This window comes from Siccirubricoccus deserti (genome assembly GCF_014283215.1).
GTDB lineage: Bacteria > Pseudomonadota > Alphaproteobacteria > Acetobacterales > Acetobacteraceae > Siccirubricoccus > Siccirubricoccus deserti.
In genome coordinates, this window is the sequence record NZ_JACOMF010000019.1 from 48,145 (window position 1) to 68,153 (window position 20,009).

Genomic DNA, 20,009 nt, shown 5'->3' on the forward strand with positions numbered 1-20,009 from the left:
CGATGGCACCGGGTCGCCGGCCTCAGTACTCGAACTCGTAGGACAGCCCAACGCGGTCGCCGGCCGGGCCGGTCGCGGTCTGGCCTTCCAGCTTCAGGTTGGGGGTGATCTCCACCTGCACACCGACGCCGGTCTGGCCGCCGTGAGTGCCCTGCCGGACCCCGAGGTAGACCCCCGGCGCCACATAGCGCCCTGCCTCCACCGAAGCCCCGGTGCTGCCCTCGCCGCCCGAGACCCCGAGCCGGTCGAGGCCGAGGGCGCTGCGCACCTTGTCCAACGGGCTGGCCCCACCACCGCCGATGCCGGTCAGCTGCGCCAGCGCCTGGGCGAGCTGAGCGATCTCAAAGGGCGAGAGGTTGCTGGTGGCGCGGTCGAACAGCAGCCGGGCCAGGATCTCATCCTGCGGCAGCTCGGGCGAGGAGCTGAACTTCACCTCCGGCGCGGCCGGTGACCCGCTGACCGAGACGGTGATGGTGGTGGCCCGCGCCGTGGCCTGCGCCGCAAGATCGAGCTGCGGCATCAGCGTGCCGGAGGCGAAGCTGATGCTGCCGCGCTGGAAGTTCAGCCGGCGCGCCAGCACGTCCAGCGTGCCGCGGCGGAGGGTCAGGCTGCCGTTCGGCACCGGCGCGGCGACGGTGCCGCCGATGTCGATGCTGCCGCCCAGCTCCACATCGATGCCACGCCCGCGGATGAAGACCCCGCGCGGCGCCACCAGCTTCACCGCCAGGCCGAGTGGCGGGGCCGGCGGACCGGAAGGCGGCGCGGCGGGGCGCGGCGGCGGCAGCACGCCGGGCGCGGCGCGGCCGCGATGGCGGACGTTCTCCAGGGTTGGCACGCTGGTGGGCAGGGTCTGCGGCACCCGGATCTCCGCCTGCTGGATGCGCACCTCGCCGGCCACCTGGCCGCCGCCGGTGAGCGGGCCGGTGACCTTCAGATCGGCGCCGATGGTCGCGGTGACGAGGTCTGATGCCACCGGCTGGGCATTGCGGGCGGCGATGGTGATGTCGGCCGGGAACCCCGGTGCCCCGGCATCGACAGTGCCGCTGACGGTGATGCTGCCGTTGCCGGCGGTGCGGGCGCGGAGCTGCTCAATCACCAGCCGCGTGCCGTCGCCGGTCAGCATGCCGGTGATGTCCCGCAGCCGGACGCCGAGCGCGGCATTGCGGTAGTCGCCGCCCGACAGCATGGCCCGGCCGCCGAAGCGCGGCGCGCCCACGGTGCCCTCCGCCCGCAGTGCCACCGCCAGCCGCCCGGCCACCCGGTCCGCCCCGGCGGCGAGGAAGGGCTGCGCCAGCGGCGCGATGTTCAGCCCGCCATCCAGGGTGGCGGCGAGCGACGCCGTGGGGCCGAAGCCCTCCGGCAGCCTGGCGGTGGCGGTCAGGGTGCCGGCCGGCCCGGCCGCCAACTCGGCGCGGGCGGTGACGGCGGTGCCGTTGAGATTGGCCTCGGCGCGCAGCCCGAGGGCAGGCAGGCCCTGTGCCCAATCGGCGCCGGCGCCGAGCCCCTCGCCGTTCAGGGTCAGGCGGAGCTCCGGCTTCGCCACCGGGCCGGTGGCGCGCAGCTCGGCGGCGAGAGTGCCGCGCGGCTTCACATCGGGTGCGAGGCGCTCGGCGATCGCCAGTGGCAGGGCAGTGAGGGTGGCGGTGATGTCGGCCCGCTCCGGGCCCCAGCGTCCGGAGGCTCGCAACTGCCCGCCGCGGCCGATCTGCAGGGCCAGCGGCGCCAGCTCCACCCCGCCGTCGCCGCCGAGGGTCACCTGGGTGGGGGCGGCGAGGCGAAGGCTTTCCTCCATGGCCCGCGCTTCCAACGCCGCCAGCGCCAGCCGCCAGCCGCCCTCGATCTGGCTCACCCGGCCACGGCCCTCGACTGAGCCTTCGGGGGCGCGGCCTTGCAGGGTCCAGTCGAGCGCCACCGGGGTGCCGGCAACCGTCGCCTGCAGGCTGCCCGCAGTCTCGCCATAGGCGAGGCGCGGAGCGTCCAGCTTCGCGTCAAAGCCCTGCATCCCGTCGCGCGGCGTCAGCGTCGCCGTCAGGCTCAGCCGCCCGCCGAGGCCGGGCTGTCCGGCGAGGCGGCCGAGCGGGGCGAGGTCGGATGCCTCCAGCCGTGCCTCGCCGTCGAACACCGGCCCGGCCGGATCGAGCATGCCGGTGGCGGTGAGGGTGGCCGGGCCCAGCCGCGCCTCGCCCTGCTCGATCCGCACCATCGAGCCCTCCGGCTGGCCGCGGAAGGCGAGGGCGAGGGGCAGTCCGTCCAACTTGCCATCCAGGGTTGCGGTGCCGCGCGGCGCGGTGGCCGGGGTGGCGATGGTGGCATCCAGCGCCAGCCCTTCCAGCACCCGTCCGGCAACGGCGATGCGGCCGGAGCGGGCGGTGACGACCAGATCCGGGTCGGTGAGCTTGCCGCTGGCCTGGACACGCGCCTCCAGCGCGCCTTCGGAGCCGCCACCGAGCACCGCCAGCCTCGGCAGCGACAGGGTTGCATCGAGGGCGATGGGCTCGGCCAGGCTGCCGGCGGCGGTCAGCCGCCCCTCGGCGCCCTCCAGGCGGAGGTCGAGTTCGGGGCCGGGCAGGGCGGCCTTGAGCGCCAGCCGCGGCGTCGGGCCGAGCACCGCATCGGCCTGGGCAACGCCGGTGGCAAAGCCTGCGGGGGTGGCGGTGAGGTCGATGGTAGGCCGGCCGATGGTGCCGCCGATCGCCGCCTCGGCATGCACCCCCTGCCAGGCGAGGCCGACCGGCAGCAGCGCGCCGAAGCGGGTGGAGGCGGCGAGGTCGAGCACCAGCCGCAAATCCAGCGCCTCGGTCGCCAGGGCGGCGGTGCCGGTGGCGGTGGCGGTGCCGGCCGGCAGTTGCAGTGCGAGCTCGCGCAGGGCGACGCGCTGGTTGGCCGCCATGTCGGCATCGAGCGCGAAGGTCAGCGGGGTCGCCAGCGGCGCGGCATCGGGCGGCAGCAGCGGCGCGGCCCGCACCGCGCCGCGCAGGGTCGCGCCCAGCGCGCCATCCGGCCGGGCGCGAATTGTGCCATCGGCGGTGATGGCGATATCCGGCCCCAACCCGCCGCGGAGCGTCAGCGCCGCGCCGCTGGCCGGGCCATCCAGGGTGAGGTCCAGCGCCAGCGGCTGGTCGGGGAAGCCGGCCAGGGTCGGGCCGAGGCCGCCTGCCGCCTCGCGCGCCGCGAGCTTCGCCGAGAGCCGGTCCTCCGCCGGGGTCAGCGCCAGGGCGAGAGTGGCGCCACCCTCCCGGTCCAGTCGGCGCAGGTCGAGATTGGCATGCAGCGCCCCGGCCGCCAGCCGCGCATTGCCGCCGGCGGAGAAGGCTGCCGTCTGGCCCAGCAGCGCCTCGCCCAACTCCAGCCGATCGATCGCCAACCGGTCGAGTTCGACCGTCACCGGCAGGCTCGGCAGTTGCGGCAGCACGGTCTCGCCGGGCTGGGTCGGCTCGGGCGGGGTGTCGCCGGCGGCCGGCGGACGCTCCATCACCACCCGCGCCGCCTCGATCACCTTGATGCGGACGCTGCGCCGGGCCAGTGCCAGCAGATCGAGGTCGATCCGGGCGTCCTCCAGCACCAGCCAGACGCCCTGTTCATCGGCCATGGTCACCCGGGCGACGCCGGGATGCCCCGGCAGCGGGCCGTGCAGCCCCTCGATCGTGAGCCCCGGCACCTGCGCCGCGGCGAGCCTGGCCAAGCTCTCACGCCCGCCCTCGGTGTTCACCCAGACCAGCCCGCCCGCAACTGCCAGCAATGGCAGCATCACCAGCAACGCCAGGCCGCCGAACACCCACTTCGCGATGCGCTTCACTAGAATGCCTGACCAATCCCGACATAGAGGCCGTAGCCCGACGAACCTGGCTGCCTGACCAGCGGCAGCGCCACATCGGCGCGGATCGGGCCGATGGCGGTGTAGTACCGCACGCCGAGCCCGGCCCCGACCCGCAGCGAGGAGAAATCCGGCGCCGAGGTCACCCCGACCGTACCGGCATCGACGAAGGCAACGCCGCCGATGTCGCCCCAGATCCGCTGGCGCCACTCGACGCTCGCCTCCAGCAGGCTGGCGCCGCCGGAAGGCCTGTTGCGCTCGTCGCGCGGGCCGATCGACTGGTAGTCGTAGCCGCGCACCGAGCCGCCGCCACCGGCGTAGTAGCGCTGGTGCCGCGGCACCTCTCCGGTGCCGGCCCCCATCAGCGAGCCGATGGTGCCGCGCATCGCCAGGATCCCGCGCTTCTCGCCCAGCAGGTCGAAATAGGTACTGCCGGTCACCCGCAACGGTGCGAAGGCGGCGGAATCACGGAAGCTCCAGGATGGGGTCAGGGTGCCACTCACTCGGTAACCCTTGGACGGGTCGAGCAGGCTGTCGGCGCCGTCATAGCGCCCACCGAACTGGAAGCCGGCGATCTGGTAAGGGTCCAGCTTGCCGTCAGGGGGGCCAATGCTGCCGAAATCCATCACCGGACCGAGATTGTAGCTGAGCCGCTCGCTCACCCGCCGCTCCACCAGCAGGGAGGCGGTGATGGCGTCGCGGTCATAGGCGTCCAGCCGTTCCCGCAGCGCCGCGGCATTGCCGAGCAGGCTCCAATCCGGCCCGAGCAGCCTGTCGAGCGCGCCTGGGTCGCGGTAGCTGGCGCCGATCCGGTAGGTGGATTTGTCGAGGCCGCCGCCGGCGCCAAGCCGCGCCACCTCGGCTTCCAGCCTTAGCCGCTCGGCGCCGCCGAACAGGTTGCGGTGTTCCCAATAGACCCTAGCGGAGGGGCCGTAGTTGGTCTCATAGGCGGCACTGAAGCCGACCGCGTGGCGTGCCCGCTCGGCGACGGTGAAGGTCACCGGCAGATTGCCGGTCTGGTCGAGCCGCTCCGCCGCCCGGGAGCGAACCGAGCCGAAGACGCCGAGCGCCATCAGGTCGCGCCGCTGCTGCTCAAGCCGCGCCGGGCTGTAGGGTTCGCCGGCGATGCGCGATGCCTGGCGCTGCAGGAAGCCCTGGTCCACCTGGGTCGCGCCCTCCACCACCGGGTGGGCGAAACGGGCGGCGGGGCCGGGGGCGAGGTGCCAGGCCACCTCCATGGATTTGCGGTCGTGGTCCACCAGGGTTTCCCGGTTGGCGACCGTCGCCAGCGGATGGCCGGCGGCGAGCAGCCGGTCCAGCAGGGTGCGTTCCGCCGCCAGCACCGGCGCGGCGCGGGCCGGGTCGCCGGGGGCAAGGCCGAAGGGGGTGGCGGTGACGGCGGCGACCGCGGCGGCCTCGGCTGGGTCGGCGGCGCGGACGGTGACGCTGGCGATGCGGTAGCGCTCGCCCGGCGTCGCCTCGATCCGGATCGGCAGTGGGCGAGTGCGGCTGGCCTCCAGCCGTTCCAGCAGGTTGGGGCTGCCGAGCGGCTGGCCGTCCAGGATGATCCGCGTCGTGCCACCCCAGTAGCCTTCCGATTGCAGAGCCTGCTGCAGTCGTTCCCGGTCCCCCTCGGCCCGGCCGATGACGCCGCCGGCGCTGGTCGGCGCCGGTTCGCGCAGCGCGGCCAGCTGCGAGGAGGCGGCCAGCGCGGCGTCGAGCGCATCATCGCCGGTCGGGACGATCTCCAGCGCATAGGGCAGCACCTCGGCCGGCTCCGGCGGCGGGGCGGCTTCCTGCGCCAGCGCGAGGCCGGCCAGCATCAGCAGCAGGGCAGGGAGGAGGCGTCGTAGGGCTGGTGGCACTATTGCGGAAGCGCCTGATAGCGTGCGGGTTCCCAACTGGTTTCCGATTCGACCGATGGTGGCGGGCGTCCAGAGGTGACACTAGGCTGCTTCGATGGATGCTTTACTCATAGATGAACTGACCGGCTGGCGTCGCCACCTGCATGCCAACCCCGGACTGACCCTGCATGAGGGTCCGACCGCCGTCTTCGTTGCCGAGAAACTGCGGGCGTTGGGCGTCGATGTGGTGGAAGGCGTCGGCGGTCACGGTGTGGTGGGTACCATCCGGCGCGCTGGCGGGACAGGCAGCAACCGCGCGGTCGGGCTGCGCGGCGACATGGATGCGCTACCGATCCAAGAGCTGAATCCGCTGCTGCCATATCGTTCCATCGTGCCCGGGGTGATGCATGCCTGTGGCCATGACGGGCATACCGTGGCGCTGCTGGGTGCCGCCGCGCTGTTGGTCGCCGATCCCGACTGGTCCGGCACGGTGCATCTGGTGTTCCAGCCGGCGGAGGAGGGCGGCGGCGGCGCCCGGGCGATGATCGCCGCTGGCCTCTTCGCCCGCTTCCCGATGGAGCGGATCTTCGGCTGGCATAATTGGCCCGGGTTGGCGGCCGGGACCATTGCGGTGCACGACAGCGCGGTGATGGCCGCCGGCGCCCGCTTCGCCATCTCCTTCGAGGGCCATGCGGGCCACGCCGCCCTGCCGCATCTGACCCGCGACCCGATGCTTGGCGCCGGCCACTGCATCGTCGCGCTGCAATCCATCATCGCCCGCAACATCGACCCGCTGCAGGCTGGCGTGGTCAGCGTGACGGTGGCCGAGGCCGGGGAGGCGCAGAACCAGGTATCCCACCGGGCGAGGCTGAAGGGCACCGCGCGCTGGCTGACCGATGCCACCGGCACGGCGATCGAGCAGGGCATGCGCCGCATCGCCGGCGGCATCGCCGCAGCCTTCGGGCTGGAGGCGGAGGTGGAGTTCCGGGTTGGCGTGCCGGTGACGGCGAACCATCCGGCGGAGCGCGAGCTGGCCGCGGCGGCGGCTGGCGCGGTGACGGAGTTGCGCCGCGACCTGGCCCCGGCGATGACGGGCGAGGATTTCTCCTGGTTCCTGAAGCAGGTGCCCGGCGCCTTCGTCTGGATCGGCAATGGTCCGGGCGATGGGGGGCGCGAGTTGCACAACCCGGCCTATGACTTCAACGATGCGATCCTGCCGGTGGCGAGCCGCTACCTGGCCGAGGTGGCGAAGCGGGCGCTGGCGGCGGGGTAGGGGTGGTGCTCCCGTTGCGCCAGACCTGGCTTGAATCCGCCGCGCCGTGCCGGCCGCGCCCGTCCGCATGGGCCTGAGCTGGCGCGCCATGCTGGCGGGCGACCTGCCCGCGGTGGCGGCGCTGGCCGAAGCACTGCACCCGGAGCATCCGGAATCCCCGGCGGTCTTCGCCGAACGCCTGGCCCTGGCGCCTGCCGGCTGCCGGGTGCTGGCATGTGGCGACGCGCTGCTCGGCTATGCGGTGATGCATCCCTGGACCGGTTTGGCGCCGCCGCCGTTGGACGCGCTGCTGGGCCGGCTGCCGGCGCGGCCCGGCGCCTGGCACATCCACGACGTGGCGCTGGCGCCGGAGGCACGTGGCGCAGGCCATGCGGCGGCGGTGGTGCGGGTGGTGCTCGGGCCACGGCGGGCAACGCTGGTCGCGCTGGCGGAGGCGGTGGATTACTGGTCGCGGCTGGGCTTTCGTGAGTTGCCCTGCGCGGATGCGGGGGCGCTGGCGAGCTACGGCGCGGGGGCAAGGTTCATGGGACGCGGAGCGGTGCGGCAGGAGCAGGACACGCCGTTGCCCGCCGCCGATTGAACCACTGGAGGTGCCGCAGCCGCCCGCCTGCGGCGCCATGATCAGCAGCAGGGCAGGCCCGTCGCCAAAGCGATCAACTGCTGAAGGCTACAATTGGCGGTCGGCCGAACGCATCGATGTTCAGCGTAAGTCGCGGCGGGCCAGCGCAACGAGCCCGGCGTATCGCAGGAAGAGGCGTGGACGGCAAGGTGCGCGGTGCGGATGCCGCGCGCCATGCCGCCAGCCGCAACGGCCGGGCCGTGCGGTGAGGATCCGTACCGCCCGGTCAGCAGCCCAGCTTATGGGCGAGGTCCTGGAAATCCTTGCCCACCGCATCCCAGGGCTCGGCGGGCGCGAGATCCTTGGTCTGGCCGGGCCCATGCTCCGCCGGCCGCGGGACGAAGGCGGTCGCCAGACCGCAGCCGCGCGCGGCCTTCAGATCGCCGTTGTGCGCCGCGACGAGGCAGAGCTCGGCGGGGCGGATGCCGAGTACCTCGGCGGTGCGCAGATAAGCCTCCGGCTCCGGCTTGTAGGCCTGCGCCACCTCGGCGCCGAGGATCGCGTCCCAGGGGAGGCCGGCGCGCTTCGCCATGTTCAGCAGCAGCGCGATATTGCCGTTCGACAGCGGCGCGATGATGAACCTCCGCTTCAGCCGGGTCAGCCCCGCCACCGCCTCCGGCCAGGGATCGAGCCGGTGCCAGGCGCGGTTGAGGTCGTCCAGCTCATCCTCGCTGATCATCCCGGCATTGATGCCATGATCGTTCAGCACGCCTTCCAGATTCTCCCGGTGCAGCACGTCCAGCCGGGTGAAGGGCCGGCGGCCGCTGCGCACCTGTTCCATCGCCGGCTGGTAGCGTTGCCGCCAGGCATCCGCGAAGCCGCGCGGATCGATGTCGCCGCGGCCGTGCCGGGCGAGGAAGACGGCGGCATCGCGGGCGATGCCCTCGCGCCAGTCCACCACCGTGCCGAAGACGTCGAACACCAGCGCCTTCACGCCATCAAATCGCGCCATCACTTGTCCCCCCTTGGGCCCAGCGCTGTTCGAACTCCCAGACCTCCGGGAAGCCCATGAGCGTGGTCATCCGGCCGAAGCCGTAGCTCTCGCCGATCGCGGCGCTGTCGCCAGTGGCCTTGAGATGGGCATAGGCCTTCTCCAGCGCCGCCGCGGCGGCGAGGAAGCCGATCGCCGGGTAGATCGCCATGGCGTAGCCGATCTCCGCCAGCCGGGCCGCCGGCAGGATCGGGGTGCGGCCGCCCTCGACCATGTTGGCGAGCAGCGGCTTGTCAATGGCGCGGCCGATCGCCTGCATCTCCGCCTCGCTCTCCGGGCTTTCGATGAAGATGACGTCGGCGCCGGCCTCGGCATAGATCCGGCCGCGGCGGATCGCCTCCTCCAGCCCCAGCGTGGTGCGGGCATCGGTGCGGGCGACGATGAGGAAGTTCGGGTCGTGCCGCGCCTCAGCCGCGACCCGGATCTTCAGCGCCATCTCCTCGGCCGGGATGACGCGACGGCCGGGGGTATGGCCGCATTTCTTCGGCATCTCCTGATCCTCCAGCTGGATGCCGGAGACCCCCGCCGCCGCATAGCCCAGCACGGTGTGGCGGACGTTGAGCAGCCCGCCATAGCCGGTGTCGGCATCGGCGATGACCGGCGTCCTCGTGCCGCGCGCCATGGCGCCCACCCGGCCGACCATGTCGGTGTAGGTGGCGATGCCGGCATCGGCGACACCCAGATGCGAGGCGACGGTGCCGAAGCAGGTGACGTAGAGGCATTCGAACCCCATGCCATCGGCGAGTTTGGCGCTGATCATGTCGAAGATGCCGGGGGCGACGATGAAGCGGCGCGCCGCGAAGGCGGCTTTCAGGCGCGGATCGGCCATGGGGATGTCCTTCGGTTGGACTTGCTCGCGAGTATCGGGCGCTGCGTCACGGATGCAAGGGCCGGCCGATCCATGCCAGGATGCGCCGCCTGCAAGGAGGAAGCCCCATGCCCGATGCCAGTGGCAAGCCCGCCGCCGTCACCGCGGTCGCCGAGATCGAGGCGGTGATCCAGACCTATTTCGATGGCCTGTACCATTCCGACGTGAAGAAGCTGGCTGCGGCCTTCCACCCGGTCAGCCATCTATACTGGGAGAAGGATGGCGGGGTGGAGGACCTGCCGCGCGACGCCTGGCTGGAGGCCGTCGCCAAGCGCAGCCCCTCGGCCGCCGAGCGCGGCCTGGCGCGCGACGACCGGATCCTGCTGCTGGACATCAGCGGGCCGGAGACCGCCTTGGTGAAGGTCGCCTGCCAGCTGCCGCCGCGCTACTTCACCGACTATCTGGTGCTGAACCGCACCGCCGAGGGATGGAAGATCGTCAGCAAGGTCTACCGCTTCGAGCTGCGGGAGTAGCCGTGCCGGCGGCCCCCGGCCGTGGGGGCCGCGCGGCTGCCGGCATCAGTTGTTCGGCCGCAGCAGGTAGGGCGCGCCGCTGCGGTCGCAGATGCCGCGGATCAGCACGTCCAGGCTGTCGGGCACCGGCACGCCGAGCCGCAGCCGGTCCTCGCGCATCCGGTCCTCCGGCTCGCCGGCGACCAGCACCGGCTCGGCCGGGTCGGCGGGTGGCGTCGCATGCAGCACGTCGATGACCTCGTCGAGGTCGTTCTCGAACTGCCCCGGCTCGCGGAAGGCGGCCGGATCGATTGCCAGGAAGAAATGGCCGATGTTGTGCGGCAGATCCTTCCGCGGGTCGCGGTTGCGGATCGGCGAGAAGCTGCTGCCGACCAGCGCGCCGCCGAGGATGTGCACCAGCATCGCCAGCCCGTAGCCCTTGGCGCTGCCGCGATCCTCGACGCCGCCGAGCGGGGTGATGCCGCCTTCCGGTCGCTGGAAGACGAAGGCATTGCCCTCATGCGGGTCGGTCACCGCGGCGCCCTTGCCATCGACCACCCAGCCTTCCGGCAGCGGTGCGTCGTTCAGGTGGTGCACCTTCACCTTGCCGGCGGCGACGGTGGTGGTCGCCATGTCCAGCACGAAGGCATTGTTGCGCTTCGCCGGGGCGGCGAAGGCCAGCGGGTTGGTGCCGAGCACCGGCATGGCGCCGCGGGTCGGCACCATGGTGACGCCGCGGGTGGAGCTGGTGACCATGCCGATCACGCCGCGCGCCGAGGCGATGCGGGCATAGGCGCCGGCGGCGCCGAAATGGTGGCTGTTCACCACGCCGACCACGCCGACGCCGTGCTGCAGCGCCTTGTCCACCGCCAGGTTCATCGCCATGGCGGAGACCGGGTGGCCGAGCCCGTCGCCGGCGTCCAGCAGCGCGGTCGGACCGGTGTCACGCGCCACCCGCGGCTCGGCACCAATCTTTATGCGGCCGGCCTGGACGCCTTCCTCATAGGTCATCAGCATCGACAGCCCATGGCTGTCGACGCCGAGCAGGTCGGTCTCCACCATGATGCCGGCGGTGGTGGCGGCGTGCTTCTCGCCCATGCCCCAGCGGGTGAGGATGGCGTGGATCTGCGCCCGGATGCTCTCGGCGGGGACGCGCCGGCCGGTGGTGACGTTCTTGGCCATGGGATCAGTCCACTCGGGCGCCGGTGGCGCGGACAATGGGGGTCCAGCGGTCGATCTCGCTGGCGATGAAGGCGCGGGTCTTCTCCGGCGTCATGCCGTCCGGGATGGTGTTGCCAAGCTGGATCAGCCGGTCCCGCACCGCGGGGGCGCGCAGCGCCTCGGCGATCTGCTCATAGAGGAACTGGCGGATCGGCAGCGGCGTGCCGAGCGTCGTGCTCCAGGGCGTCCAGGTGGTCGCCTGGTATTCCGGCAGCCCGGCTTCGGCGCTGGTCGGGACGTCCGGCGCCATCGGCGAGCGCTCCGGCGTCGCGATGACGATGCCGCGCACCGCGCCGTTGCGGAAATGCTCGGAGAGGAAGGAGATGGTGTCGGCCTGGAACGCCGTCCGCCCGGCTGCGAGGTCGGTGAAGGCGGCGGCCGAGCCGCGATAGGGCACGTGCTGCGCCTGCACGCCCAGCAGATGCACCAGCATGGCGCCGGCGATGTGCCCGGTGGTGCCGTTGCCGGAGGAGCCGTAGTCGTACTTCCCCGGATTGGCCTTTAACAGGTCACGGAATTCCGCCAGGGTCCGCACGTTCAGCGACGGATGCACCGCGACGGCGATCGCCGAATGGCTGCTGATGGTGATGTGGTCCACCCCGGTCAGCGGATGCACCCTGAGCCGGTCGCCATACAGCCCGACATTCAGCGTGTGCGAGCCGAGCGCGCCGACCAGCAGGGTGTAGCCATCGGGCGGGGTCGCGGCCACCGTCTCGAAGGCCACGGTGCCGCCGCCGGAGGGGCGGTTCTCCACCAGGAATTGCTGACCGGTCTGCTGGCTGAGCTGGGTCGCCACCAGCCGGGCGTTGATGTCGGCATTGCCGCCGGGCGCCAGCGCCACCACGATCCGCACCGGACGGTTCGGATAATCCGTGCCCGGCGCGCGCGGCTGCGCCTGCGCCACCCCGGCCAGCAGCGCGAGCGCCGCCGCCAAAAATGCCTTCATGCCTTCCCCCCGATGTCGTGTTGCAACAGGCCGACCCGCTCGACCTCCAGCCGCATCCGGTCGCCCGGGCGCAGGTAGCGCGGCGGCGAGCGGAAATGGCCGGAGCCGGCTGGTGTGCCGGTGGCGATGATGTCGCCAGGCTGCAGCGCCATGTAGCGCGACAGCCAGGCGATGAGCGCGGCGACGCTGAAGATCAGGTCGCGGGTATTGCCTTCCTGCACCAGTTCGTCGTTCAGCCAGCAGCGCAGGCCGAGCTGCCAGGGCTCGCCCACCTCATCGGCGGTCACAAGGTAGGGGCCGATCGGGCAGAAGCCGTCGAGGCCCTTGGCGAAGCTGGTCATGGCCAGCGGCTGGTCGAACTGGAATTCCCGCGCGCTGATGTCGTTCAGCACGGTGTAGCCTGCGACATGGTCGAGGGCGGTGCCCTCGCTGACCTGCCAGGCGGTGCGGCCGATGACGACGGCCAGCTCCACCTCCCAATCCGGCTTGGTGACGGCGGCCGGGATCGGCACCACGGTGCCCGGGCCGCAGACCGAGGAGGTGGGCTTCAGGAAGATCCGCGGCGCCACCAGCTTGGGCCCGCCGACCTCCTTCGCATGGTCGGCGTAATTCCGTCCGACACCGAGAATCTTTCCCGGCTGCAGCGGCGCCAGCAGCCGCACCGAGGCGAGCGGCTGGCGCAGCGCCGCGCTCTCCGGCCGGGCGGCAAAGGCAATGGCACGGGCGGCGGCGACCAGCGCCGCCTCGCCGGCTTCGAGCAGGCCGCGCATGTCGGTGGGCAGGGATTGTGCCGGCTCGCCCGCGGCGGCGCAGGCGGCATCGAGCGCCGGCTGCAAGGGTACCACCGCGTCGCCGAGCACGGCGCCGATCCGGGTCAGGCCATCGGCTTCAAACGTCGTGAGCTTCATGTCAGGCGGCCAGCGCTGCGTAATCGAGGGTCGCCATCACCTGCACCCGCAGGATGTAGCGGTGCTCCTCCGGCGTGTAATCGGCGACAGCGTTGTGGACAGTGCCGATGTTGTCCCACATCAGCAGGTCGCCCGGCGCCCAACCATGGCTGTAGAGGTATTTCTCCTGCGCCTGGTGGCGGAACAGGTATTCCAGAAGCGCATCGCTTTCGTTCCGCTCCAGCCCCTCGATCCACATGGCGTAGCCGGGATTGCAGTAGAGCACCCGGCGGCCGGTGATCGGGTGGATACGGAAGATCGGCTGCGGCACCGGCGGCTTCTTCGCCCGCTGCTCCGGCGTCAGCGGCTTGCGGATGCTGCCTGGGCGGGTGCGCATCACATCCCAGAATTTCTCGAAGTCGTGGATCGCCACCCGGCCTTCCAGGCGCTGCTTCACCTCCGCCGGCAGGTCGTCGTAGGCGGCGTGCATGTTGCGGAACTGGGTGTCGCCGAGCGGCCTGCCGTCGCGCATTGGCACGGTCTTGGCGTGCAGCGCATTGGCTAGGGCGATCTCGGTCGAATAGGACATGTCGGTGTGCCAGCCCTGGCCGGCATCGTTCAGCCCGAGCGGCTTGCCCTCGGCGTCCCGCATGTTGGACAGGATCATCACTTCGGGCAGGCCGGGGGCATGGAACAGGTTGGCGACGTTCACCTCCAGCTCGCCGAACCGGCGGCCGAAGCTGGCCAGGTGGGAGGCCTCCAGATCCTGGCCGGGAAAGCAAAGCACGCCGTATTGACCCAGCGCCCGCAGCACGGTGCGGTAGTCGGGTGGCGAGAGCGGCTGAGACAGGTCGATTCCCTCGACCCGTGCGCCCAGTCCGGCGTTGTTCGGCGTAATGCGCATGTGGCCAATCCTCCGGCCGGCAAAATCGGTCGGACGTCCGCCCCGGTCAAGCTTGCGCCCGGCATCATGCTGGCGGACCATTGCCGAAACGGGAGGAAACGAAGCATGTGCATCACCCGGCGGGCAATCCTCGGGGCAGGGGCGGCGTTCCTTGCTGCCCCGGCCATCGCCCAAGCGGAATACCCAAGCCGCACCATCCGGCTGGTCGTCGGCTATCCGCCGGGCGGCAGCACCGATCTCGTGGCACGGCTGCTGGCCGAGCGGCTGGCGAAGCGCCTGGGCCAGACGGTGGTGGTGGAGAACCGGGCCGGCGCCAGCGGCGCGCTGGGCGCCGAATATGTCGCCAAATCGCCACCGGACGGGCACACGCTGCTGCTCGGCGCCTCGGCTGAGATGGGCATATTGCATGCGACGATGCGCAACCTGGCGGTGGATGTGGAGCGGGAGCTGGTTGGCATCACCTGGCTGACCCTTCAGCCCTTCCTGGTGCTGGTCCACCCCTCGGTGCCGGCGGCGACGCTCGGGGAGCTGGTGACGCTGGCCAAGGCGCGGCCAGGGACGCTCAACTACGGCAGCTTCGGCAACGGCACCTCGACCCATCTGGTCGGCGAGCTGCTGCGGCTCAACGCCGGGGCGGACATCACCCATATCCCCTACCGCGGCAGTGGGCCGCTGCTGATCGACCTGCTGGCCGGGCAGGTGCAATTCACCTTCGACACCATCCCCTCCTCCCTGCCGCATCTGCGCGAGGGTCGGCTGCGCGCGCTGGCACTGTGCCATGACCGCCGCCTCCCCTCGGTGGCGGAGGTGCCGACGGTGGCGGAGGCCGGCTTCCCCTACCTGGTCGGCGCCACCTGGGCGGTGCTGGCGGCGCCGGCACGGGTGCCGGAGCCGATCCTCGCCCAGCTGTCGACGGAGGCCCGCGCCATCCTGCAGGAGGGGCTGGGCGAGATGCTCACCGGCCGCGGGCTGGAGGCGGTGGGGGCGACACGGGAGGACACCGCCAGCTTCCTTGCCGCGGAGCGGCGCAAATGGGCCAGCATCGCCCAGCGTGCGGAGGTGCGGATCGAGTAGAAGCGCGGGCGGGGTGGATCGGCCGATGGCGCGGTGGCGCGGCTACAGCGCATCCACGCTCCAGGACGTTCACGCGCCTCCGCGATCCGCTCTAAGGTAGCGGCATGGATCAGCAGAAACCCCGCATCGTCGTCGTCGGCGCCGGCATCGTCGGCCTCTGCACCGCCTGGCACCTGGCGCGCGGCGGTGCCGAGGTCATGGTGCTGGATGGGGCGGCGCCGGGCAGTGGCGCCTCCTCCGGCAATGCCGGCGCGATCAGCGGCGGCTCGGTGGCGCCGCTGGCCATGCCGGGGGTGCTGAAGCAGGTGCCGCAGATGCTGCTGGACCCCGCCGGCGCGCTGCACATCCCGCCGCGCTACTGGCCGCGCGCCGCGCCCTGGCTGCTGCGCTTCGTCGCCAGCGCCCGCCCGGCCCGCGTCGCCGCCATTGCCGATGCGCTGGCGGCACTGATGTTCGGTGCCATGGAACAGCACCGCGCCATCCTGGCCGAGGAGGGCGCGCTCGACCTGATCCGCGAGACCGGGCAGCTCTACCTGTACCGCGATCGGGCGCATTACGCGAAGGACGCCGGCGGCTGGGCGCTCAGGCAGCAGCACGGGATGCGGGTCGAATACCTGGATGGGGCGGAAGCGATCCGGGCGCTGGAGCCGGACATGCGAGGCGACTACCGGCTCGGCCTGTTCATCCCGGACCAGGGCAGCAGCGTGAACCCGCTGCGCCAGGCGCAGGTGGTGGCGCGCGGGGTGGAGCGGCAGGGTGGCATCATCCGGCGGGAGAAGGTCACGGCGCTGACCACCGAGGGCGGCCGTGTCACCGGCGTCGCCACCGCGGCGGGCGCCGTTGCGGCGGATCAGGTGGTGCTGGCGGCCGGCGCCTGGTCGGCCCGCCTGCTGGCGCCGCTTGGCATTCGCGTGCCGCTCGAATCGCAGCGCGGCTACCATGTGATGCTGCCGGATGCCGGGATCTCGCTGCAGCGGCCGGTGGTGCCGGCGGATCGCAAGGCCTTCGTCTCGCCGATGGAGGGAGGCTTGCGCATTGCCGGCACGGTGGAGTTCGGCGGGCTCGATCATCCGCCGACGCCGCAGCGGGCGGCGCTGCTGCTGGAGGATCTGCGGAACGCCTTCCCCCAGGCCCGCACCGCGGGCGCCGAGGGGTTCTGGATGGGTCATCGCCCCTGCCTGCCGGACAGCTTGCCGGTGCTCGGCCCGGTGCGGCGCTGGCCGGGCCTCTGGTGCGCCTTCGGCCATGGGCATCTCGGCCTGACCGGCTCGGCACCGACCGGCGCGGCGCTGGCGCGGGCGATGCTGGGGCCGGCGCCGAACCTCGATCTGGCGCCCTTCGCGGTCGAACGGTTCGGCTAGAGCAGATCGCGGAAGGGCGTGAGCGCCCCTGGAGCGTGAATCTGCTCTGGAAACAGCGGCCTGCAGCGGATTGGCGGTCAGATACGAACGCCAATCCGCTGCAGGATCGGGGTGCCGAAAGTGCAGTTCGAAAAATCGATAACTTGGCTGCACGCCGGGGTGGGTGCAAAGATGTCAAACTCTCCGGGAGTTCATCCTGGGGAGATGCAGATTTCCGCTGGCCTGCTAGGCTTCCACCTGTGAACCTGCTCGCCCCACCACGCGCGCGCCTGCCCATCGAGGTCGTCTTCGACCTGGTCTGCCCATGGTGCTTCCTCGGCATCCGGCGGCTGCGCCGCACCTTGCGCGGGCGCCCGGACATCACCGCGGAGCTGATCTGGCGGCCCTTCCTGCTCAACCCTGACCTGGCGCCGCAGGGGGTGCCGCGGCAGGAATATCTGGTGCGAAAATTCGGCGGCGAGGAGCGCGCCCGCCGCCTGCATGGCACGATCACCGAGCTTGGCCGGGCGGAGGGGGTGGAGTTCCGCTTCGACCGGATCCGTCGGGTGCCGCATTCGCTCGACGCCCACCGCCTGGTGCGCTGGGCCGGCCGCTTCGGTGCCGCCGACCAGATCGTCGAGGCGATCTTCGATGCCTATTTCATGCAGGGCGCCGATATCGGCGAGGCCAGCGTGCTGGCGGCGATCGCTGGCAGGCAGGGGCTGGATAGCCAGGCGGCACGGCGCTTTCTGGCAACGGTCGCCGAGGTGGAGGCGGTGCATGCCGACAACCTGCGGGCGCACCGGCTCGGCATCAATGGCGTGCCTTGCTTCGTGGTGGCCGGGCGCAATGCCATCGCCGGGGCGCAGGAGCCGGAGGTGCTGGAACGGCTGCTGGACGTGGCGCTGGTCGAGGGGCTGGCGGCGGGCTGAGACACCGCGTCCCGGCGTCAGCCCGCCGGGGTGTGCCGCTTCAGGAAGCCCACCACCCGGGCCTCCTGCTGCGCCAGATGCTCCGGGCCGCGCCATTCGCTCAGCACCTCCACCCCCGGCAGCAGCGCGGCGAGTTCGGTGCTGGTCGCCGCCGGATGCGGCACGTCAGTGCCCGGCAGCAGAAAGGTCGGCACCGGGCAGGTCCTGGCGAAGTCGCGGTCGACGCAGAAGACGAAATCACCTCCCCACATGTTGCGGCCGAAGCTGGCCAGCGCCGCCGGATCCAGTTCGGGCCGAACGGCGCATTGCTCGCGGCTCCATTCGGCGTGGCTGTCGGGGAAGTAGGTCTGTTGCTCGGGATGCAGGCCGATCGGGTTCTGCAGCACCGCGGCGGCGACGCGGCCGGGCGCCGTCTCGATGGCCTTCAGGCAGAAGCTGCCGCCGATGCAGCCGCCGAGGACATGGAAGCGGTTGAAGCCGAGGTGGTCCATCAGCGCCAGATGATCCGCCGCATAGCTATGCCAGCCATGGTCGGCCTCGATGGCGGTGCGGGATTCGCCGGCGTTGCGCTGGTCCATGGCGATGGCGGTGAAGCCGGCCGCCGGCAGCGCCCGGGTCCAATCCACCCAGGGCCGGGGCGGGCCGCCGGCAGGGGCGGGCCACATCGCCATGCGCGAGCGCAGGCCGCCCGGTGCATAGAGCAGCACGGGGTAGCCCGCGCCATGGGTCTCGTAATGGATCACGCCATCCGGCCGGTGCAGTACGGGCATCGCATCCTCCGTTTCGGCGCATTCCCCGCCCGGACGCGGCCGGCTGTCAACCGCGCGGCGTCACGCCAGCTTCGGCTTCGGCCGCGCATCCATGCCCACCAGCCGGCGCGGCCAGGGGAAGGGCTGCACCAGCAACCGGTAGGCCAGCAGCGAGATCACCGTCGCCAGCGGCCAGATCACCAGCACCGTCGCCAACGGCCCCCAGCCCCAGGGCAGCACCAGCACGCCGAGCGCCAGCACCGGGATGTGGTGCAGCACATAGACCGGCATGGTGGCCTCGCCGAGCCAGCCGAGGGTCGGACTGGCCGCCGGCGGATGCCGCCCGGCATAGCCGAGCGCCGCGCCGATCGACCCCCAGGCGCAGAGGCCGACGCCGATACGGCCAACCGGCCCCTCGCCGGCGGCCACCACCAGGGTAAGGCCGGTCAGCGCCAGCAGCAGCAGCCCGGGCGCCTCCACCCGCAGCCGCGCCTCGAAGCCGGGCCAGGCAGCGAGGCCGCCGCCGAGCAGGAAGCAGGCGGCGAAATACAGCAGGTTCCCCCAGTCCTGGGTCAGATTCGGCAGGAAGGGCCAATAGGCCGAGCTGGCGAGGACCAGCAGCGCAAGGCCGGCGGCCGGCAGAAAGGCCATCGCCCGTCCCGGCATCTGTTGGCTCGGCGGCCGCCGCGCCAGCCGCAGCAGCACCGGCAGCAGCATCAGCGAGATGACGAAGAGATAGGCGAGGAACCACAGATGCGACCAGGTCAGCAGCTGCAGCCGGCCGAGGTAGCGCGGGAGGAACTCGAGGAAGGAGATCTCGGGCGGGCTCACCAGCCGGAAGCCGTTGATGCGCAGGTCGCGGCCCTGGTTCAGCTCGATCCACTTGATGACCGGGCCCAGCACCACCACCCCGGCGGCCAATGGCAGCAGCACCCGCTCCGCCCGGTCGCGGATATAGCGGCCGGCGGCGCGGCGGCGCAGCGAGGCGACGGCGGACCAGCCGGCAAGGACGAAGAAGATCGCCAGGGTCGAGATGCGGAAGCCTTCGTAGAGGATGGTGGCCGGCAGCCAGGGCGTCGCGCTCTTCACATGGTAGCGTGGCTCGGCGGCGAAGATCAGCAGCGCATGCGCCAGGATGACGCCGCCGCAGACAATGATGCGCAGGAGGTCGAGGTCGGTGCGCCGGCGGGCCGGCAACGGGGTTGTTGCCATGGCGGCCTGATGCGGCAGGCACGGCATCGTTGCAAGCGCGGCAGGGGCCTCAACCTGCCCGCATCGGCATGCGAATGCCGCCGCGCCGCCGGGAATGGATGCCGGCCCATTGCCGTCGCGGGTCATTGACCGCGCGCGCCGGCTGTGCGGCACTCCCGCCACACCCCGCCGATGGCGGGTGAAGGAGAGGGCGACGCCATGTTTCTCGAGCAACGCATCTATACCGCGCATCCGGGCAAGCTCCCCGGCTGGCTCAAGGCCTACAACGAAATCGGGGGGCCGGCCTCCTCGCGCACGCTGACGCCGCTGATTGGCATGTTCACGGTCGAATTCGGCCAGATCAACCGCGTGCTCTTCCTCCGCGGATTCGACGACATCGACGACCGCGAGGCAGGGATGGGCCGGCGCGAGGCCGACCCGGAATGGCAGCGCTTCCTCGCCGAGACCCGCCCGCTGAACGCGCTGATGGCGCAGGAGGCGAAGCTGCTGAAGACCGTGCCCTTCTCCCCGCTGCAGAAGGTCGGCCAGCCCTTCGAGCGGAAGATCGAGGGCACGACGATGTTCGTCGACCACCGCACCTATGATTTCCACCCGGGCAAGGCGCAGGCCTGGATCGACGCATACCGCGACCTCGGCAAGCCCGTGCAGGACCGGCTGGTCGGCCAGCTGCTGTTCTTCGCCGTGACCGAAGCCGGGCCGATCAACCAGGCGGTCTTCGCCTGGGCCTACAGCTCGCTCGGCGACCGCGACCGGCGGCGGACGGCGATGGCGGCCGATCCGGGCTGGGCCGAGTTCCTGAAGGCGACCGGCCCGCTCGGTGCGCTGAAGCAGCAGACGAACCTGCTGCTGAAGCCGGTGCCCTGGTCGCCGATGCGCTGAGACC

General features: G+C 71.8%; 17 protein-coding genes. 7 read left to right on the plus strand and 10 right to left on the minus strand.

The genetic code is table 11. The annotated features are described in order from the left end of the window. Positions 1-22 precede the first annotated feature (22 nt). Both H7965_RS31735 and H7965_RS31740 read right to left on the minus strand, forming a co-directional pair. Positions 23-3,796: a translocation/assembly module TamB domain-containing protein gene (locus H7965_RS31735; protein ID WP_186771612.1), complete on the minus strand. Its 3,774-nt coding sequence runs from the start codon at positions 3,794-3,796 to the stop codon at positions 23-25. Then, positions 3,796-5,679: an autotransporter assembly complex protein TamA gene (locus H7965_RS31740; RefSeq protein WP_186771613.1), complete on the minus strand. Its 1,884-nt coding sequence runs from the start codon at positions 5,677-5,679 to the stop codon at positions 3,796-3,798. Before H7965_RS31740 ends, H7965_RS31735 begins: the two co-directional genes overlap by 1 nt. A 94-nt stretch (positions 5,680-5,773) precedes the next feature. On the opposite strand from H7965_RS31740, the gene H7965_RS16105 reads away from it, so the two are divergent. Together H7965_RS16105 and H7965_RS16110 are read left to right on the plus strand one after the other, a co-directional pair. Beyond that, on the plus strand, positions 5,774-6,931 hold the full coding sequence (locus H7965_RS16105) for an amidohydrolase (protein WP_186771614.1): 1,158 nt from the start codon (positions 5,774-5,776) through the stop codon (positions 6,929-6,931). Between the two features lie 46 nt (positions 6,932-6,977). After that, entirely contained in the window at positions 6,978-7,511 is a 534-nt protein-coding gene (locus H7965_RS16110; protein ID WP_222440649.1) for a GNAT family N-acetyltransferase, read from the plus strand. A 265-nt stretch (positions 7,512-7,776) separates the two neighbouring features. Here the strand turns inward: H7965_RS16110 and H7965_RS16115 are convergent, their stop codons facing one another. Together H7965_RS16115 and H7965_RS16120 are read right to left on the minus strand one after the other, a co-directional pair. After that, on the minus strand, positions 7,777-8,502 hold the full coding sequence (locus tag H7965_RS16115) for a haloacid dehalogenase type II (RefSeq protein WP_186771615.1): 726 nt from the start codon (positions 8,500-8,502) through the stop codon (positions 7,777-7,779). Continuing rightward, positions 8,489-9,370, minus strand: a complete 882-nt coding sequence (locus H7965_RS16120; protein ID WP_186771616.1) for an isocitrate lyase/PEP mutase family protein — start codon at positions 9,368-9,370, stop codon at positions 8,489-8,491. The genes H7965_RS16115 and H7965_RS16120 overlap by 14 nt, the downstream gene beginning before the upstream one ends. A gap of 107 nt (positions 9,371-9,477) precedes the next feature. On the opposite strand from H7965_RS16120, the gene H7965_RS16125 reads away from it, so the two are divergent. Continuing rightward, positions 9,478-9,882 (plus strand): nuclear transport factor 2 family protein, encoded by a 405-nt coding sequence (locus H7965_RS16125; RefSeq protein ID WP_186771617.1) that lies wholly within the window; start codon positions 9,478-9,480, stop codon positions 9,880-9,882. Between the two features lie 45 nt (positions 9,883-9,927). Here the strand turns inward: H7965_RS16125 and H7965_RS16130 are convergent, their stop codons facing one another. The 4 genes from H7965_RS16130 to H7965_RS16145 are packed head-to-tail and all read right to left on the minus strand — an operon-like array spanning position 9,928 to position 13,819. Continuing rightward, on the minus strand, positions 9,928-11,043 hold the full coding sequence (locus H7965_RS16130) for an Ldh family oxidoreductase (RefSeq protein WP_186771618.1): 1,116 nt from the start codon (positions 11,041-11,043) through the stop codon (positions 9,928-9,930). 4 nt (positions 11,044-11,047) lie between these two features. After that, positions 11,048-12,028, minus strand: coding sequence for a Bug family tripartite tricarboxylate transporter substrate binding protein (locus H7965_RS16135; RefSeq protein ID WP_186771619.1), 981 nt, complete (start codon positions 12,026-12,028; stop codon positions 11,048-11,050). Further along, a complete protein-coding gene (locus H7965_RS16140; RefSeq protein WP_186771620.1) occupies positions 12,025-12,936 on the minus strand; it encodes a fumarylacetoacetate hydrolase family protein in 912 nt (303 codons plus the stop codon). Before H7965_RS16140 ends, H7965_RS16135 begins: the two co-directional genes overlap by 4 nt. Position 12,937: 1 nt before the next feature. Next, positions 12,938-13,819: a TauD/TfdA dioxygenase family protein gene (locus H7965_RS16145; protein WP_186771621.1), complete on the minus strand. Its 882-nt coding sequence runs from the start codon at positions 13,817-13,819 to the stop codon at positions 12,938-12,940. Between the two features lie 105 nt (positions 13,820-13,924). Between H7965_RS16145 and H7965_RS16150 the strand changes: the two genes are divergently transcribed. The 3 genes from H7965_RS16150 (at position 13,925) to H7965_RS16160 (ending at position 17,165) form a co-directional block, all read left to right on the plus strand. Next, positions 13,925-14,893, plus strand: coding sequence for a Bug family tripartite tricarboxylate transporter substrate binding protein (locus H7965_RS16150; protein WP_186771622.1), 969 nt, complete (start codon positions 13,925-13,927; stop codon positions 14,891-14,893). 104 nt (positions 14,894-14,997) lie between these two features. After that, complete coding sequence (locus tag H7965_RS16155) at positions 14,998-16,254, plus strand: NAD(P)/FAD-dependent oxidoreductase (protein ID WP_186771623.1); 1,257 nt, start codon at positions 14,998-15,000, stop codon at positions 16,252-16,254. 239 nt (positions 16,255-16,493) lie between these two features. Further along, complete coding sequence (locus H7965_RS16160; RefSeq protein WP_186771624.1) at positions 16,494-17,165, plus strand: DsbA family oxidoreductase; 672 nt, start codon at positions 16,494-16,496, stop codon at positions 17,163-17,165. A 17-nt stretch (positions 17,166-17,182) separates the two neighbouring features. Here the strand turns inward: H7965_RS16160 and H7965_RS16165 are convergent, their stop codons facing one another. Both H7965_RS16165 and H7965_RS16170 read right to left on the minus strand, forming a co-directional pair. Beyond that, positions 17,183-17,935 carry an alpha/beta fold hydrolase gene (locus H7965_RS16165; protein ID WP_186771625.1) on the minus strand — a complete coding sequence of 251 codons (753 nt, stop codon included), beginning with the start codon at positions 17,933-17,935 and terminating at the stop codon, positions 17,183-17,185. Between the two features lie 60 nt (positions 17,936-17,995). Then, a complete protein-coding gene (locus H7965_RS16170; RefSeq protein WP_186771626.1) occupies positions 17,996-19,126 on the minus strand; it encodes an acyltransferase family protein in 1,131 nt (376 codons plus the stop codon). A gap of 198 nt (positions 19,127-19,324) precedes the next feature. Between H7965_RS16170 and H7965_RS16175 the strand changes: the two genes are divergently transcribed. Beyond that, a complete protein-coding gene (locus H7965_RS16175) occupies positions 19,325-20,005 on the plus strand; it encodes an NIPSNAP family protein (RefSeq protein ID WP_186771627.1) in 681 nt (226 codons plus the stop codon). Positions 20,006-20,009: the final 4 nt, after the last annotated feature.

Bases quoted from the DNA above. Each gene is read 5' to 3' on its own strand.
- H7965_RS16115 (WP_186771615.1), bottom strand. From the start codon at position 8,502: ATGGCGCGATTTGATGGCGTGAAGGCGCTGGTGTTCGACGTCTTCGGC.
- H7965_RS16145 (WP_186771621.1), bottom strand. From the start codon at position 13,819: ATGCGCATTACGCCGAACAACGCCGGACTGGGCGCACGGGTCGAGGGA.
- H7965_RS16175 (WP_186771627.1), top strand. From the start codon at position 19,325: ATGTTTCTCGAGCAACGCATCTATACCGCGCATCCGGGCAAGCTCCCC.
- H7965_RS16150 (WP_186771622.1), top strand. From the start codon at position 13,925: ATGTGCATCACCCGGCGGGCAATCCTCGGGGCAGGGGCGGCGTTCCTT.
- H7965_RS16140 (WP_186771620.1), bottom strand. From the start codon at position 12,936: ATGAAGCTCACGACGTTTGAAGCCGATGGCCTGACCCGGATCGGCGCC.
- H7965_RS16170 (WP_186771626.1), bottom strand. From the start codon at position 19,126: ATGGCAACAACCCCGTTGCCGGCCCGCCGGCGCACCGACCTCGACCTC.
- H7965_RS16165 (WP_186771625.1), bottom strand. From the start codon at position 17,935: ATGCCCGTACTGCACCGGCCGGATGGCGTGATCCATTACGAGACCCAT.
- H7965_RS16135 (WP_186771619.1), bottom strand. From the start codon at position 12,028: ATGAAGGCATTTTTGGCGGCGGCGCTCGCGCTGCTGGCCGGGGTGGCG.
- H7965_RS16120 (WP_186771616.1), bottom strand. From the start codon at position 9,370: ATGGCCGATCCGCGCCTGAAAGCCGCCTTCGCGGCGCGCCGCTTCATC.
- H7965_RS16130 (WP_186771618.1), bottom strand. From the start codon at position 11,043: ATGGCCAAGAACGTCACCACCGGCCGGCGCGTCCCCGCCGAGAGCATC.
- H7965_RS16105 (WP_186771614.1), top strand. From the start codon at position 5,774: ATGGATGCTTTACTCATAGATGAACTGACCGGCTGGCGTCGCCACCTG.
- H7965_RS16155 (WP_186771623.1), top strand. From the start codon at position 14,998: ATGGATCAGCAGAAACCCCGCATCGTCGTCGTCGGCGCCGGCATCGTC.
- H7965_RS16125 (WP_186771617.1), top strand. From the start codon at position 9,478: ATGCCCGATGCCAGTGGCAAGCCCGCCGCCGTCACCGCGGTCGCCGAG.